This window comes from Pseudomonas sp. PA-1-6B (assembly GCF_021609545.1).
Taxonomy (GTDB): Bacteria; Pseudomonadota; Gammaproteobacteria; order Pseudomonadales; family Pseudomonadaceae; genus Aquipseudomonas; species Aquipseudomonas fluorescens_BV.
In genome coordinates, this window is the sequence record NZ_WJZM01000063.1 from 1 (window position 1) to 15460 (window position 15460).

The 15460-nt window shown below is 61.1% G+C and carries 14 protein-coding genes; 10 read left to right on the plus strand and 4 right to left on the minus strand.

The annotated features are described in order from the left end of the window. Positions 1-264 precede the first annotated feature (264 nt). Entirely contained in the window at positions 265-1212 is a 948-nt protein-coding gene (locus GIV35_RS23100) for a DUF1853 family protein (protein ID WP_236265510.1), read from the minus strand. 144 nt (positions 1213-1356) lie between these two features. On the opposite strand from GIV35_RS23100, the gene GIV35_RS23105 reads away from it, so the two are divergent. Genes GIV35_RS23105 through pepN form a run of 6 tightly spaced genes read left to right on the plus strand, consistent with a single transcriptional unit; the run spans position 1357 to position 7857 of the window. Then, positions 1357-2247, plus strand: coding sequence for an NAD(+) kinase (locus GIV35_RS23105; RefSeq protein ID WP_200648892.1), 891 nt, complete (start codon positions 1357-1359; stop codon positions 2245-2247). After that, positions 2244-3218 carry a metallophosphoesterase gene (locus tag GIV35_RS23110; protein ID WP_161905160.1) on the plus strand — a complete coding sequence of 325 codons (975 nt, stop codon included), beginning with the start codon at positions 2244-2246 and terminating at the stop codon, positions 3216-3218. Before GIV35_RS23105 ends, GIV35_RS23110 begins: the two co-directional genes overlap by 4 nt. Continuing rightward, a complete protein-coding gene (locus tag GIV35_RS23115; RefSeq protein ID WP_105227033.1) occupies positions 3215-4084 on the plus strand; it encodes a rhomboid family intramembrane serine protease in 870 nt (289 codons plus the stop codon). The genes GIV35_RS23110 and GIV35_RS23115 overlap by 4 nt, the downstream gene beginning before the upstream one ends. 14 nt (positions 4085-4098) lie before the next feature. Continuing rightward, positions 4099-4359, plus strand: coding sequence for a YeaC family protein (locus GIV35_RS23120; RefSeq protein ID WP_005788688.1), 261 nt, complete (start codon positions 4099-4101; stop codon positions 4357-4359). Continuing rightward, entirely contained in the window at positions 4356-5186 is an 831-nt protein-coding gene (locus GIV35_RS23125) for a DUF2797 domain-containing protein (RefSeq protein WP_168220177.1), read from the plus strand. Before GIV35_RS23120 ends, GIV35_RS23125 begins: the two co-directional genes overlap by 4 nt. 13 nt (positions 5187-5199) lie before the next feature. After that, positions 5200-7857: an aminopeptidase N gene (gene pepN / locus GIV35_RS23130; RefSeq protein ID WP_105227032.1), complete on the plus strand. Its 2658-nt coding sequence runs from the start codon at positions 5200-5202 to the stop codon at positions 7855-7857. A 121-nt stretch (positions 7858-7978) separates the two neighbouring features. Here pepN and GIV35_RS23135 read toward each other — a convergent pair whose 3' ends face one another. The 3 genes from GIV35_RS23135 to GIV35_RS23145 are packed head-to-tail and all read right to left on the minus strand — an operon-like array spanning position 7979 to position 11277. Beyond that, entirely contained in the window at positions 7979-8836 is an 858-nt protein-coding gene (locus GIV35_RS23135; RefSeq protein WP_236265511.1) for a metal-dependent hydrolase, read from the minus strand. Between the two features lie 15 nt (positions 8837-8851). Beyond that, positions 8852-9742 (minus strand): SDR family NAD(P)-dependent oxidoreductase, encoded by an 891-nt coding sequence (locus GIV35_RS23140; protein WP_054897522.1) that lies wholly within the window; start codon positions 9740-9742, stop codon positions 8852-8854. Continuing rightward, positions 9739-11277, minus strand: coding sequence for a flavin-containing monooxygenase (locus tag GIV35_RS23145; RefSeq protein ID WP_236265514.1), 1539 nt, complete (start codon positions 11275-11277; stop codon positions 9739-9741). Before GIV35_RS23145 ends, GIV35_RS23140 begins: the two co-directional genes overlap by 4 nt. A gap of 287 nt (positions 11278-11564) precedes the next feature. Between GIV35_RS23145 and GIV35_RS23150 the strand changes: the two genes are divergently transcribed. The 4 genes from GIV35_RS23150 to praB all read left to right on the plus strand — a co-directional run bounded on the left by GIV35_RS23150 (position 11565) and on the right by praB (position 15410). Further along, on the plus strand, positions 11565-12563 hold the full coding sequence (locus GIV35_RS23150; RefSeq protein WP_186527382.1) for an alpha/beta fold hydrolase: 999 nt from the start codon (positions 11565-11567) through the stop codon (positions 12561-12563). A gap of 307 nt (positions 12564-12870) precedes the next feature. Continuing rightward, positions 12871-14151, plus strand: a complete 1281-nt coding sequence (locus tag GIV35_RS23155; RefSeq protein ID WP_213153730.1) for an alkane 1-monooxygenase — start codon at positions 12871-12873, stop codon at positions 14149-14151. 126 nt (positions 14152-14277) lie between these two features. Then, the gene (praA, locus tag GIV35_RS23160; RefSeq protein WP_014718292.1) at positions 14278-14772 is read left to right on the plus strand and encodes an alkane oxidation protein activator PraA; all 495 of its coding nucleotides are present in this window, start codon (positions 14278-14280) and stop codon (positions 14770-14772) included. A gap of 134 nt (positions 14773-14906) precedes the next feature. Next, on the plus strand, positions 14907-15410 hold the full coding sequence (gene praB / locus GIV35_RS23165) for an alkane oxidation protein activator PraB (RefSeq protein ID WP_200649330.1): 504 nt from the start codon (positions 14907-14909) through the stop codon (positions 15408-15410). Positions 15411-15460: the final 50 nt, after the last annotated feature.

The following is a 15460-nucleotide window of genomic DNA, read 5'->3' on the forward strand; positions in this document are numbered from 1 at the left end:
CAAACGGTGTGGCTTCAGTTGGATTATCAGCACATCAATAAGCTGTAGCGCCTGGGCTGTCGCCATCGCAGGCAAGCCAGCTCCCACAGGGATAGGCGGCGCGTCAAACGGTGTGGCTTCAGTTGGAGTATCAGCACATCGATAAGCTGTAGCGCCTGGGCTATCGCCATCGCAGGCAAGCCGGCTCCCACATGGAATCGGCTGCGCGGTCAAATTGTGGGAGCTGGCTTGCCTGCGATGAGGCCCTCAAACACCCCACACCTATCAGCCTGTCCCCGGCACATTCGGCCAAAGATCAGCCACCAGAAACAACCGCTCGGCTTCCTCCCACTCCTCACCGTTCGGCACCATGCGCACCAGCAACTGCGCCGGGGCCATGGGGTCCAGCTCTGCCAGCCAGTCTTGCATCTGCACCTCACTCCACACTTCATCGGCCGGGTAATGCGCGGGCGCCAGCCAGGCATGGCGGGGCAGGGGTTGCCAGCGGCCCGCCGGGCGGGTGCTGACAAAGTCTGTCCAGTCGCGCTGATGCAACCAGCGCCCACGCAGATGCTGCGGGTGAGCGCCGAGGGGGGATTGCGCCGCGCCGGGCCAGGGGTAGAGCAGATAGCCGCCGAGCCACAAATGCGCATCGAACGCTTGGATATCCAACGCCCCCAAGGCCTCGCGGCTTTCTGCCCGCGCGGAGATCGGCAGTTGATGCTGGGCCAGGTGCGCGAGTTTGCGGTCAAGCCGGTCATGGCAGCCAGGCCCCAGCCATTGGGCGGTGTCCTGGCCGTTGCCGTCCTGCGGGCCCAGGTAGAGTTTGATCGCCAGTTCCAGGTGGTGCACCCCATCGCGGTCGCGCAGCAGCATGTCCAGCTCGCCCAGGGTGTGCCCGGCACGGCGGATCGGCAGGTTGGCGGCCAGCAACTCCACGCCCGGCGCCTGCTGCACCGCAAATTGCCACAAGCGCTCGTAGTACAGGCCCAGGCGCCGGGTACGTGACAGGCTCAGCCACTGCTGCAGCGCGCTGCTGTCCTGGTCCAGCTGGCGCAGCCAGGCTTCGAGCTGGTGAGGGGCCTGCACCCAGTCACTGCCCGCCAGCGGATGGCGCTGCGGCCAAGGCGTCTGCGCCAGCATCGGCGGCGCGAGCATCACCCACGCCAGGTCGCGCACCTCGGGGTGGCGCAGTTGGCGGGGCAGGGTGTGCAAGTCGGGGAATGGGGTCATGGTCCGAGCATAGCCTTTTCAGCGCGCAGAAGGTGCCTGAGAACCATTGTCATCAAGGTGTGGCGGCGACAAAGGATTTTGCCTGAGGCGGCCTTTCGCCCATAATCGCTCTTTTTGCCTCACCCCAGATCCCGCAGGAGCCCCATGGAGCAATTTCGCAATATCGGCATTATCGGTCGCCTGGGCAGTACCCAGGTGTTGGACACCGTCCGCCGGCTGAAGAAGTTTCTGCTCGAGCGCCACCTGCATGTGATCCTCGAAGACACCATCGCTGAAATCCTTCCTGGCCACGGCCTGCAAACCTCGTCGCGCAAGATGCTCGGCGAGGTGTGCGACATGGTCATCGTGGTCGGCGGTGATGGCAGCCTGCTCGGCGCCGCCCGGGCGCTGGCGCGGCATAACGTGCCGGTGCTGGGGATCAACCGCGGCAGCCTGGGGTTCCTCACCGACATCCGCCCCGATGAGCTGGAAATCGAAGTGGCCAAGGTGCTCGACGGCCATTACCTGGTGGAGAACCGCTTCCTGCTGCAGGCCGAAGTGCGCCGCCATGGCGAGGCGATCGGCCAGGGCGATGCCCTTAACGACGTGGTGCTGCACCCCGGCAAGTCCACGCGCATGATCGAGTTCGAGCTGTACATCGATGGCCAGTTCGTCTGCAGCCAGAAAGCCGACGGCCTGATCGTCGCCACGCCCACCGGTTCTACCGCCTACGCGCTGTCGGCCGGCGGCCCGATCATGCACCCCAAGCTCGATGCCATTGTGATCGTGCCGATGTACCCCCATATGTTGTCCAGTCGGCCAATTGTGGTCGATGGCAACAGTGAGCTGAAAATCGTGGTGTCCAAAGACATGCAAATCTACCCGCAAGTCTCCTGCGACGGGCAGAACCATTTCACCTGCGCCCCCGGTGACACCATCACCGTGAGCAAGAAGGCACAGAAGTTGCGCTTGATCCACCCGCTGGATCACAACTACTACGAAGTGTGCCGCACCAAGTTGGGCTGGGGCAGCCGCTTGGGGGGTGGAGGCGACTGATGCTCGATCCCGCGCGTAGCTACGACCTGATTGGTGACGTGCACGGTTGCGCTCATACCCTTGAGCACTTGCTCGACCAACTGGGTTACCACAAGCAGGGCGGCACCTGGCGCCATCCGTCGCGCATGGCGGTGTTCCTGGGCGATATCATCGACCGTGGCCCACGCATCCGCGAGGCGCTGCATATCGTCCACGATATGACCGAGGCCGGCCAGGCGCTGTGCATCATGGGCAACCACGAGTTCAATGCGCTGGGCTGGACCACGCCGGCCCCGCCGGGCAGCGGCAAGCAGTTCGTGCGTGAGCACAACCCGCGCCACGCCCGCTTGATCCACGAGACCCTGACCCAGTTCGAACACCACCCGGCCGACTGGCACGACTTCCTCGGCTGGTTCTACGACATGCCGCTGTTTGTCGACGCCGGGCGTTTTCGCGTAGTGCACGCGTGCTGGGACGACAGCTTTATCCAGCCGCTGCGCGCGACCTTCCCGGACGGCTGCATCGACCAACACTTCCTGCAAGCCGCCGCCGTACCGGGCAGTTTCGCCTGCAATGCATTCGATCGCCTGTTGCGCGGCACCGATATGCGCCTGCCCGATGGGCTCACCCTGACCGGTGGCGATGGCCTGACGCGGTCGTTCTTTCGCACCAAGTTCTGGGAGGACGACCCCAAGACCTACGGCGACATCGTGTTCCAGCCCGACGCCTTGCCGGAGCCGGTGGCACGCACGCCGTTGTCGTCCACGCAAAAAAATTCTTTGCTGCGCTATGGCGTCGATGAACCGCTGTTGTTCGTCGGCCACTACTGGCGCAGCGGCAAACCGGCGCCGATCCGCCCGAACCTGGCCTGCCTGGACTACAGCGCAGTGTTGTACGGCAAGCTGGTGGCGTATCGACTCGACCAGGAAACCCAACTGGATCCGCGTAAATTCGTATGGGTCGACGTTGAGCGACCAGAGGCCATTCCATGAGTACCGTAGCTGTATTGCGCTTGCCCCTGAGCGTCGACCTGGGCGGCTTCGTCAAGTTGCTGCAGCGCATGCAGGTGCCGCACCGCGTCAGCGAGGAGGCGGGTGAACAGGTGCTGTGGGTGCCCGAGGCCATCAGCGACGATGTGCGCGTGTTGTATCAACGTTTCCCCGCTGGCGACCCGGACCAGCAACTGGATATTCCCGAGCAGGCGCCGGTTGCGCGGCCCGGTTTTGTCCAGCAGGTGCGCCATAGCCCGGTCACCGCGCTGGTTTTGCTGGCCAGCCTCATCGTCGCGGCCGTGACGTTGCTCGGCGAAAACCTGCAAACCATGGCCTGGCTGACCTTCCTGCCGTTCCGGGTGCTGGGCGAGTACATCCAGTTCACGCCGCTGGCCGACACGCTGGCCTCGGGGCAGTGGTGGCGCCTGGTCACGCCGATGCTGATCCACTTCGGCATCCTGCATTTGGCGATGAACGGCATGTGGTACTGGGAGCTGGGTCGGCGCATTGAAGCGCGCCAGGGCAGCATCAACCTGCTGGGCCTGACCCTGTTGTTCAGCCTGGTCTCCAACTACGCGCAATACGCCTACGGTGGCCCCGGCTTGTTTGGCGGCTTGTCCGGCGTGTTGTACGGCCTGCTCGGGCACTGCTGGATCTTTCAATTATTGTCGCCCAACCCGGCCTATCGCCTGCCCCGTGGGGTGCTGGTGATGATGCTGGTGTGGTTGCTGCTCTGCCTGTCGGGGCTGGTCTCGATGATCGGTTTCGGCGAAATCGCCAACGCGGCCCATGTGGGCGGGTTGGTCATCGGTTGCTTGACGGGTTTGCTCGGCGGTTTGTACAACCGTCGCAAAGCGTCTCTTTGATAAGGAAGAGCCTTATGTCCTCTTTTGCTGAAATGATCGAAAACATCACCCCGGACATCTACGAGAGCCTCAAGCTCGCGGTAGAGATCGGCAAATGGTCCGATGGCCGCAAGCTCACCGCCGAGCAGCGCGAATTGTCGTTGCAAGCGATGATCGCCTGGGAGATCCAGAACCTGCCCGAAGAGCAGCGCACCGGCTATATGGGCCCGCAGGAGTGCGCGTCCAAGTCAGAACCGGTGGCGAACATCCTGTTCAAGTCGGATGCGATCCATTGATTGAAATTGGTCGCGGTGCAGTCAGCAAAATGTCGGCGCAACTCGGTGAGCCGACCGTTCAATACGCCTTTCGCCTGGGCGACACCGAGGTGCCGGTCAATCCGTTGATCGGTACCCATGTCCGCCTGGAATACCTGGGCGCGATTCATTGCAGCCATTGCGGGCGCAAGACCAAGACCAGCTTCAGCCAGGGCTATTGCTACCCGTGCATGACCAAGCTGGCCCAGTGTGACCTGTGCATCATGAGCCCCGAGCGTTGCCATTACGACGCCGGTACCTGCCGTGATCCGGGCTGGGGCGAGACATTCTGCATGACCGACCACGTGGTGTACCTGGCCAACTCGTCGGGCATCAAGGTCGGCATTACCCGTGCTACACAGTTGCCCACCCGTTGGCTGGACCAGGGCGCCAGCCAGGCGCTGCCGATCATGCGCGTGGCGACGCGCCAGCAATCGGGCTTCGTCGAAGACTTGTTCCGCAGCCAGGTGGCCGACAAGACCAACTGGCGCGCCTTGCTCAAGGGCGAGGCGCAAGCGGTAGACCTCAAGCAGGTGCGTGATGAGCTGTTCGCCTCTTGCGCCGAGGGCTTGCTGGGTTTGCAGGAACGCTTTGGCCTGCAGGCCATCCAAACCATTGCCGACATCGAGCCGATTGAAATCCGCTACCCGGTCGAGCAGTATCCGACCAAGATCGTCAGCTTCAACCTGGACAAGAACCCGATTGCCGAAGGCACGCTGCTGGGGATCAAGGGCCAATACCTGATCTTCGACACCGGCGTTATCAACATTCGTAAATACACGGCCTACCAGCTCGCCGTGCATCAGTAGAAGGATCCCAAGCATGCGCACCGAACAACCGAAGATGATTTACCTGAAGGACTATCAGGCGCCGGACTACCTGATCGACGAGACGCACCTGACCTTCGAGTTGTTCGAGGACCACAGCCTGGTCCACGCGCAGCTGGTGATGCGCCGCAATCCCGAGCGTGGCGCCGGTTTGCCACCATTGGTGCTCGACGGCCAGCAACTTGAACTGTTGAGTGTCAACCTGGCCGACCAGCCGCTCACGGACGCTGACTATCAACTGACCGACAGCCACCTGACCGTGCAGCCAAAGAGTGAGACCTTCACCCTCGACACCACCGTCAAGATTCACCCGGAAACCAACACTGCCCTGGAAGGTTTGTACAAATCCAGCGGTATGTTCTGCACCCAGTGCGAGGCCGAAGGTTTCCGCAAGATCACCTATTACCTCGACCGCCCGGACGTGATGAGCGTGTTCACCACCACGGTGATCGCCGAGCAGCACAGCTATCCGGTGCTGTTGTCCAACGGCAATCCGATTGCCAGCGGCCCTGGCGAAGACGGCCGGCATTGGGCGACCTGGGAAGATCCGTTCAAGAAGCCGGCGTACCTGTTTGCGCTGGTGGCCGGTGACCTGTGGTGCGTCGAAGACAGCTTCACCACCATGACCAACCGCGAAGTCGCGTTGCGCATCTACGTCGAGCCGGAAAACATCGACAAGTGCCAGCACGCCATGACCAGCCTGAAAAAATCCATGCGCTGGGACGAAGAGACCTACGGCCGCGAGTACGACCTGGACATCTTCATGATCGTGGCGGTCAACGACTTCAACATGGGCGCCATGGAGAACAAGGGCCTCAATATCTTCAACTCCAGCGCCGTGCTGGCCCGCGCCGAAACCGCTACCGATGCCGCTCACCAGCGCGTTGAAGCCATCGTCGCCCACGAATATTTCCATAACTGGTCGGGTAACCGCGTGACCTGCCGCGACTGGTTCCAACTGTCGCTCAAGGAAGGCTTCACCGTGTTCCGTGACTCGGGCTTCTCTGCCGACATGAACTCGGCCACGGTCAAGCGCATCCAGGACGTGGCGTACCTGCGTACCCACCAGTTCGCTGAAGATGCCGGCCCCATGGCCCACGCCGTGCGCCCGGACAGCTTTATCGAGATCTCCAACTTCTACACCCTGACCGTGTATGAAAAGGGCTCGGAAGTGGTCGGCATGATTCACACCTTGCTCGGTGCCGAAGGCTTTCGCAAAGGCAGCGACCTGTATTTCGAACGCCATGACGGCCAGGCCGTGACCTGCGACGACTTCATCAAGGCCATGGAAGATGCCAATGGCGCCGACCTCAGCCAGTTCAAGCGCTGGTACAGCCAGGCCGGTACCCCGCGCCTGGCGGTAAGCGAGGCTTACGATGCGGCGGCCAAGACCTACAGCCTGACCTTCCGCCAGAGCTGCCCGCCGACTCCGGACAAGGTCGAGAAATTGCCCTTTGTGATCCCGGTAGAGCTGGGCTTGCTGGACGGGCAGGGCGCCGGCATTGCCTTGCGCCTGGCCGGCGAAGCAACGGCGGGTGGCACCTCAAGGGTGATCTCGGTAACCGAAGCGGAGCAGACGTTTACCTTCGTCGACATCGCTGAAAAACCCTTGCCTTCGTTGCTGCGTGGGTTCTCGGCGCCGGTAAAGCTCAGCTTTCCCTACAGCCGCGATCAACTGATGTTCCTGATGCAGCACGACAGCGACGGTTTCAACCGCTGGGATGCTGGCCAGCAGTTGGCCGTGCAGGTGTTGCAGGAGCTGATCGGCCAGCATCAGGCGGGCCAGTCGCTGAAGCTTGATCAGCGCTTGATCGACGCGCTGCGCACGGTGTTGAGCGATGAAAGCCTGGACCAGGCCATGGTCGCCGAAATGCTCTCGCTGCCGAGCGAAGCCTACCTCACGGAAATCAGCGAGGTGGCGGATGTGGACGCTATCCACGCTGCCCGCGAGTTTGCCCGCAAGCAACTGGCCGACAACCTGTTCGAAGGCTTGTGGCTGCGCTACCAGGCCAACCGCGAGCTGTCCAAGCAAACGCCTTACGTGGCAGAAGCCGAGCACTTCGCCCGGCGTGCGCTGCAGAACATCGCGCTGTCTTACTTGATGCTCAGCGGCAAGCCAGAAGTATTGGCGGCCACCCTGGATCAGTTCGACACCAGCGATAACATGACCGAACGCCTGACGGCGTTGGCGGTGTTGGTGAACTCGCCGTTCGAAGCAGAGAAAGCCCAGGCCTTGGCGGTGTTTGCGGAAAACTTCAAGGACAACCCGCTGGTCATGGACCAATGGTTCAGCGTACAGGCCGGCAGCACCTTGCCGGGCGGGCTGGCGCGGGTCAAGGCGCTGATGGAGCACCCGGCGTTCACCATCAAGAACCCCAACAAGGTGCGCGCGCTGGTGGGCGCATTTGCCGGGCAGAACCTGATCAACTTCCATGCGGCGGATGGCTCGGGCTACCGTTTCCTGGCGGACCTGGTGATCCAGCTCAATACGTTGAACCCGCAGATCGCCTCGCGCCAACTGGCGCCGCTGACACGCTGGCGTAAATACGACAGCGCACGGCAGGCGCTGATGAAAGCGGAGCTGGAGCGCATCCTGGGCGCGGGTGAGCTGTCCAGCGATGTGTTTGAGGTGGTCAGCAAGAGCCTGGCGTAACCCTCTCTGCCCTAATGCGATCCCCCTGTGGGAGCGGGCTTGCTCGCGAAGGCGGCGTGTCAGTCGACATCAATATGACTGACCCACCGCTTTCGCGAGCAAGCCCGCTCCCACATTTAGGTCAAGGGGCGTCAGTTTGATAAGCGTCGTAACTGCGGCGCGTGCGCTCTATCTCTTCGACCAACCGGTCAATGCCCGTCAACCGTGCCCGGTTGTCATGATCCCAGGGATGAAAGCCCGGCTTGAAATAATGCAGCCACGGCCGGCACATCCGCGGAAACACCCCCTTGGGCCCATACAAGAACTTAACCATGCGCCACAAGCCCTTCAGCGTGCCGCCCGAAGTGCGGTCGGCAATCAACAGGCGCACGTGAAAATCCAGCACCACCACCCAGAACAGCACGCTGGTGGTCAGCATGGTCCCCGTGCGCAGCAGGTAACGTGCAGGCCCTGGTTTAATCACCCTGTTCCACACATCGAACGCCACGGCTTTATGTTCGGTTTCTTCCAGGGCGTGCCAATACCACATCTGCTGGTACCCCTTGAGTGAGTCGCCAAAGCGCGACGGGTCGCTCAGCAGGATTTCGGCGAGCATGGCGGTGTAGTGTTCCAGGGCGATGGTCACCGCCAGGTTGAACGACGCCGGCAGGTGTTTTTTCTGCAGGTCGAGGAAGAACTTCAAGCGTCGGTCAAGGGTGTGCGCCGGCAGGCCGGCCGCTTGCAGCAAGTCGTTATAAGCCACGTGCTCCCGGCTGTGCATGGCCTCCTGGCCGATAAACCCCTGGATCTCTTTTTTCAGTTCGGCATCATCGATCTGCCCACGGTAGTGGCGCACGCTGTCCATGAAGAACAGCTCGCCCTGGGGAAACAGCAACGACAGGGCATTGAAGAAATGGCTGACCACCGGCCCTTGTTCGTGCCAGTTCTTGATGCGCTCGGCAGGCAAGGCAAAACGGATATCGCGACGGATCGGCAACATGGTGCGTCCTCCTGTTCAGAGTCGAGGCTCGTCGTTGGTTTCAAACACCGGCGTGCGCGGCTTGGGCGCCATGCGCTTGCTGGCAAACACCACCAGCGCCTGATAGGCCGCCGGCAGGCAACGAGCGAGCAGGTCGAGGAAATAGGCATCGCGGCCAATCAGCACGCGGCGCTTGTTTTTGCGTACGCCTTGCAGGATCACTTTGGCGGCCTGGTCGGCGTCGGTGATGAAGAGTTTTTCGAAATCGGCGCGGGCTTGTTGCTCGCTGTGGATGAGAAAACCGGTCATGTTCGCGTCGATGCGGCTGCTGCGGCAGATATCGGTACGAATACCACCGGGGTGTACACAGGTGGCCGAGACGCCGCAGCGTTGCAGGTCGAGTTCCTGGCGCAAGGCTTCGGTGAAGCCGCGTACCGCGAACTTTGTAGCGTTGTAGCCGCTCATGCCGGGCTGGGCGAACAGGCCGAACACGCTGGACGTATTGATGATATGCCCGTCGCCGCTGGCCTTGAGGTACGGCAGGAATGCCTTGGTGCCATGTACCACTCCCCAGAAGTTGATGCCGACGATCCATTCCAGGTCGGCGTAATCCACCCCTTCGACGGTGCTCGACAGCGCCACCCCGGCATTATTGAAGACCAGGTTGACCTGGCCGTGCTCGGCCGCGCAGCGTGCTGCCCAATCGTGCATGGCCTGGCGGTCGGACACGTCCAGCACTTGGGTGGTGACAGTGACGGGCGACAAGGTCGAGGTGCGGATCAGCGCCAGGGTCTGTTCCAGGCCCTGGCTGTTTTTGTCTGCCAGCGCCAGGTGGCACCCCTCCCGCGCCAGGGCCAGGGCCAGTGCGCGGCCCATGCCGGAAGCCGCGCCGGTGATCGCCGCGACGCGGCCGTTGAATGACTTCATGACAGGCTGCCTTCTGTGGTGGAGTGGGGCGTTGCAACCGCTCGCGGCAGGGCGGGCGCCGGCGCCTGGCTGACGCTGTAGTCCTTGAGGGCAAAATGCCGGGTGACCTGCTTGAAGCGCCAGGTCGAGCCGGGCCACAGCGTGGTGTTCTTGCCGGTGCGCGGGTCGAGGTACCAGCTCTGGCAGCCGCCGGTGTTCCAGATGGTGCGCTTGAGCTTGCCCTGCAACTGCTGGTTGTAGGCGTGCTCCACGGCGGGCTTGACCTCTACCGTGGCAAGGCGCTGGCGCTGAATGTGTTTCAGGGCGTCGAGGATGTACGCGACCTGGGCCTCGATCATCAGGATCATCGAGTTATGCCCCAGGCCGGTGTTGGGGCCAACAATCAGAAACAGGTTCGGGTAGCCCGGCACGGTGGTGCCTTTGTAGGCATGGGCGCCATCGCGCCAGGCGTCCATCAGGTCGATGCCTTCACGGCCGATGATGCAGTCACGGGGCAACGGGTCGCTGGCCTGGAAACCCGTGCCGAAGATCAGGCAATCGGCGGGGTGCTTGATACCGTCGGCGGTAATCACGCCGTCGGCTTCGATGCGCAGTACGTTGTCGGTGACCACCTCGACATTGCTGCGCGAGAGTGCCGGGTAGTAATCGTTGGAGATCAACACCCGCTTGCAGCCGATGGTGTAGTCCGGCGTCAGGGTTTTGCGCAGGGAAGGGCGGGCCACTTGTTTGCGCAGATGACGCAGGGCGATTTTCTGCACCATTTTCATCAGGCGTGGATGCAGGGCAAAGCCCACAACACGGCCTTCCAGCGCCCAGTAAAGCGCAGCGCGCACCAGCTTTTGGGTGAGCGGTACATGCTTGAACAACCAGCGTTCGAACGCTGAAATCGGCCGATCAGGCTTGGGCATGATCCACGGCGGTGTGCGCTGGAACAGGTCCAGGTGCGCTACCTGCGGGGCGATCTGTGGCACGAACTGGATAGCGCTGGCACCGGTGCCGATCACCGCCACGCGCTTGCCCTTCAAGGAATACTCGTGATCCCACTGCTGGGAGTGGAAGCGCTTGCCCTTGAAGCTGTCCAACCCTGGGATATCCGGCATTGCCGGGCGTGACAACCCCCCCATGCCCGACACCAGCACCCGTGCGCTGACCTGGCGGCCGTCGCTGAAGGTCAGTTGCCAGCGCTGCTGCTGTTCATCAAACAGTGCCCGTTGCAGGCCCATGCCAAAGCGCAGGTAGGGCGCCAGTTCGAAGCGCCTGGCGCAGTCTTCCAGATAGGCGCGAATCTCGGGTTGCGCCGCGAACTGTCGCGTCCAGTTCGGGTTGGGCGCAAAGGAAAACGAATACACATGGGACTGCACGTCGCAGGCGCAACCTGGGTAGTGGTTGTCGCGCCACGTACCGCCGAGGGTCTCGGCCTGTTCGGCAATAAAGAAGTCGGTGATCCCGGCTTCCTTGAGTTTGATCGCCATGCACAGGCCCGCGAACCCGGAGCCAATGATGGCGATGTGGATTGAGTCGCTGGGGGCATTCATAGGGCTGCCTCGTCAATAAAACGCTTGGGCATCGGATGTGCTCCTGTTTTTGTTTTGTCTTTTAGATAGAACACCATTGCAAAGGAAAATTGAATTATTTATTTTAAAAAAGATTTTAAATAATCTACCTGAAAAATTCGCCTACGCTAGGACCTTGCTGCGCATGAGCGATTTGTCCGACGGACGAACGTGGTATGCATGAAGTGTAGGTCCAGGGCGTGGACGATGGCTGGGGTCAGATCAATTCCGGTCGGGTCGCCAGCAGCAGGGAAGCAGAGGACCGAGCTATGGCTGTCGAATGGGTTGTCGCTGCGGGAGTGCTGGCAGGCGCCAGTGCTGCGTTGTGGGGCTTGAGTGCCTGGATGACGCGGCGCATTGAAGCGACTGTGCCGATCAACGGGCGCTTCGTCGAGGTGGATGGCGAGCGCTTTCATTATGTCGAAGAGGGCAAGGGCCCGCCGCTGGTGATGATCCACGGGCTGATGGGCAGTAGTCGCAACCTGACCTATGCCTTGTCCGGTCAGTTGCGTGAGCATTTTCGGGTCATCAGCCTTGACCGGCCGGGCTCAGGCTATTCCACCCGGCACAGTGGTACGCCGGCAGACTTGCCGGCCCAGGCGCGACAAATCGCGGCCTTTATCAATACGCTGGACCTGGGCAAACCGCTGGTACTGGGGCACTCCCTGGGCGGCGCGATTGCCCTGGCGCTGGCCCTCGACCATCCCCATGCCGTATCCGGGCTGGTGCTGGTTGCGCCCTTGACTCACCCCCAACGCATGCTGCCGCTGGTGTTCCTGTCTCTGGCCGTGCGCCCGGCCTGGCTGCGGCGCTGGGTGGCCCACACCTTGACCCTGCCCATCGGCCTGCTGACCAAAGACTCGGTGGTGAAGGGCGTATTTGCTCCCGATCCTGCGCCACCAGACTTCGCCACCCGTGGCGGCGGTTTGCTGGGCATGCGACCCGACAATTTCTACGCCGCTTCCACCGAGATCAACCGGGTCAATGACCACTTGCCGGAAATGGTCAAGCGCTACTCCCGATTGACCCTGCCCATCGGCCTGATCTACGGCGCGCAGGACAAGGTGCTCGACTTCCAGAAACACGGCCAGGCCCTGGCCAGCAAGGTGCCAGGGCTGAAAATGCAGGTGATCGAAGGCCGGGGGCATATGTTGCCGATCACCGCCACCGAGCGCGTGGCGGCGCTGGTGGAGCAGGTGGCCAAGCGGGCTCGACCCGGCGAGAGCGTCCGGCCGCTAAACCCACCTGTCGCCCTGGCGAGCCAGTAACAGTGCCACCTGACTGCGGCGCCTGGCGTTGACGCCTGCCCCTGAGCACCTGACCAAACGGCTGAAAAGAGACTGCTCGGTCACGGAAAAAAGGGCTGGAGAAACTAGTTGACGACCTAACGATTCCGCGCTATTTATTTAAAAAAATTATTTCAATGTGTAATTTGAAATTATTTTTGAAATGCCTAAGAGCGAATAAAATAATGAAAAAAACGCCTTTTATCGCATGGTTGATTTCCCGGAGCAGTCAACGCTCCGTATACCTGTCGCCTGCCTCGTTGCCCACCGAATGCGTTCGGAGGCTGCCATGAACCAGACTCTGGCAGCCCCGCATGTCTGGGCCGACGGCAAACGCCACCTGTGGTGGCTCGGCATCATGCCGCTGGCGACGCCCTTGCTCTCCGGCGCCCTTGCCATCACCACAGGCGTGCAACAATTGTGGTGGGTGGGCGTACTGGTGATCTTCGGCCTGATTCCGCTGATTGACGGCCTGCTCGGCGAAGACGTCAGCAACCCGCCCGAATCTGCGGTCAGCCACCTTGAATCCCAACGCTACTACCGCTGGATCGTCTACACCGGCGTGCTGTTTGTGATTGCCTCGGTGGTCATCACCGGTTGGCTCGCTGCTGGCGGTATCGACTGGATCATCAACGGCGGCCTGTTGCACGCCACGGCCACCCTGGAACCCTCAAGCTGGTTGGTCAAGACCGCCGCGTTCATCACCGCGCGCACTGAACTTCACGGTGCAGTCAGCTGGTTGACTTATGTGGGCATGGCCATGTCCACCGGTGCCGCCACCGGCATTGCCATCAACACCGCCCATGAGCTGGGGCACAAACCCAAGCCCCTGGAAGTGTTCCTGGCCAAGGTCACCCTGGCGCCGACCTTCTACGGGCACTTCTACACCGAACATAACCGTGGTCATCACGTACGGGTCGCCACCCCGGAAGACCCGGCCAGCTCGCGCCTCGGTGAAAGTTTCTGGGCATTCCTGCCGCGCTCGGTGTGGTTCAGCGCCGTGTCGGCCTGGAACCTGGAGCGCGAACGCCTGCGCAAACTCGGCCTGCCGGCCCTGCACTGGAAGAACGCCGTTCTCAGCGCCTGGATGTACAGCGTGGTGTTGTGGGGCGCGATGATTGCCTGGCTGGGAGCGGCGGTAATTCCGTTCCTGATTATCCAGGGCATCTACGGGTTCTCGTTGCTGGAAGTGGTGAACTACGTCGAGCATTACGGCCTCAAGCGTCAGAAGTTGCCCAATGGCCGTTATGAACGCTGCTCGCCGCGTCACTCGTGGAACAGTAATCGAATTGTCACCAATATCTTTCTGTTCCAGTTGCAGCGGCACTCCGATCACCATGCCAACCCTACGCGTAGTTATCAGTCGCTGCGTCACTTTGATGAGTCACCGCAACTTCCGTATGGCTACGCCAGCATGATTGTCTGGGCTTATGTGCCGTACTTGTGGCGGCGTCGCATGGACCATCGTGTACTGAATCACTATGCCGGCGATATCAACCTGACCAATCTTCAACCGTCAAAGCGCTTGAAGTATCTGGAGAAGTACAGCGGCACTGCCAAACCATTTTGATACGTATCAAGCGGTAAGGGCGTACTCGGGATCTGTGTATCGCGCAGGTTCTGATCGCCCCCGGTAATGAAATGCAAGAACGTGGTTTGACCCTACAACAATAATTTCAAGGGAAGGACGTACACCATGCAAAGTTCTGCCAAGTTCACCGCCCACATCCTGTTGGCGGCCATGGGTTTGATTGCTTACCACCAGGCCCAGGCTGCGCGTATCGAACCCGCTGGCAGTGCCTTCACCGCCCAGGGACCTATCAGCTTTTCCAAAGGCAAGCTCATCAGTGCCGACTGCACCATCAAGGTAGCCGGCAAGGTTGCAGCCGATGGTTCATCGGTGAATGTCGACAAAGTCGAGTTCGACGGTGGCCTCAAGTGCAGCCGTGTCGAAGCCATCAACTTGCCTTGGGTGTTAATCGCCAAAGATACAAAAAGCGGCTCCATGTCGAAGATCAGCGTGGACGTGCATGCCTTTGGCCTGGGCGGCAAGTGTGGGCCGTCGACGGCCGACGGGACTTGGGATAACGCCACCGGAAAGTTGGAAGCCGCCGATGTTGCGATTGGCGAAGACTGCAAGATCAAGACGGTGTCGATCAAGATGCCGCCCAACTTCAAAGTTGTCGAATAACGCGTTCCAACGGTTGTAGCGGTAAATGCATTGAAATTTGGCTGGAAAGGGAAGTTCTGCAGTTTCACCGTGACCTCTCGATCATGGCCATTACCCCTGGCGAAATGAATCGCCATAACATGTGAGGAAAAACAATGAAAAGCTTGAAAACCCTCGTTTGTGCAACTTCGTTTGCTCTGTGCTTTGGCGCTGTTTCAATGGCCAATGCGGCAACTATTGCGCCTGCCGGCCAGGGATTCACCACTGCGGGGTCCATCACGGTAACGTCGCCCGCTTCGTTGAACCTGCCGGTGACGTGCAACATCGTATTTACTGGCTCGGTCGCCGCCAACGGGGCGAGTGCCTCGATTACCGGCGCGCAGGTCAGCGGTTCCAACGCGCTCTGTAGTGTCCCTCAGTTGCTGGGCTTGCCATGGACATTGAACGTGGCAAGTGGCGGTCCTGATGCCTTCAACGGTACGGTTTCAGGTGTGAACTTCAAAATTCTCAACAACTGCTCCACCTCGCCAGTGACCATCAATGTCGGCTTCAAAAACTCCACCAATACCCTGACTGTACCCAGCGCCCAAACGGTTGGCTCCTGCAAAATTACCGCTCTGACCGCTACCCCAAGCCCGGCCTTTACCGTGACCCCGTAAGTGCCGTGAGTGGATGACGTGATGATCACACGTTGAAAACACCAGTGCCT

Excerpts from the sequence above, each read along its gene's own strand:
- GIV35_RS23115 (WP_105227033.1), top strand. The coding sequence starts at position 3,215 with ATGAGTACCGTAGCTGTATTGCGCTTGCCCCTGAGCGTCGACCTGGGC.
- GIV35_RS23140 (WP_054897522.1), bottom strand. The coding sequence starts at position 9,742 with ATGAAGTCATTCAACGGCCGCGTCGCGGCGATCACCGGCGCGGCTTCC.
- praA (WP_014718292.1), top strand. The coding sequence starts at position 14,278 with ATGCAAAGTTCTGCCAAGTTCACCGCCCACATCCTGTTGGCGGCCATG.
- GIV35_RS23155 (WP_213153730.1), top strand. The coding sequence starts at position 12,871 with ATGAACCAGACTCTGGCAGCCCCGCATGTCTGGGCCGACGGCAAACGC.
- GIV35_RS23150 (WP_186527382.1), top strand. The coding sequence starts at position 11,565 with ATGGCTGTCGAATGGGTTGTCGCTGCGGGAGTGCTGGCAGGCGCCAGT.
- GIV35_RS23100 (WP_236265510.1), bottom strand. The coding sequence starts at position 1,212 with ATGACCCCATTCCCCGACTTGCACACCCTGCCCCGCCAACTGCGCCAC.
- GIV35_RS23135 (WP_236265511.1), bottom strand. The coding sequence starts at position 8,836 with ATGTTGCCGATCCGTCGCGATATCCGTTTTGCCTTGCCTGCCGAGCGC.
- pepN (WP_105227032.1), top strand. The coding sequence starts at position 5,200 with ATGCGCACCGAACAACCGAAGATGATTTACCTGAAGGACTATCAGGCG.
- GIV35_RS23145 (WP_236265514.1), bottom strand. The coding sequence starts at position 11,277 with ATGAATGCCCCCAGCGACTCAATCCACATCGCCATCATTGGCTCCGGG.
- GIV35_RS23105 (WP_200648892.1), top strand. The coding sequence starts at position 1,357 with ATGGAGCAATTTCGCAATATCGGCATTATCGGTCGCCTGGGCAGTACC.
- GIV35_RS23120 (WP_005788688.1), top strand. The coding sequence starts at position 4,099 with ATGTCCTCTTTTGCTGAAATGATCGAAAACATCACCCCGGACATCTAC.
- praB (WP_200649330.1), top strand. The coding sequence starts at position 14,907 with ATGAAAAGCTTGAAAACCCTCGTTTGTGCAACTTCGTTTGCTCTGTGC.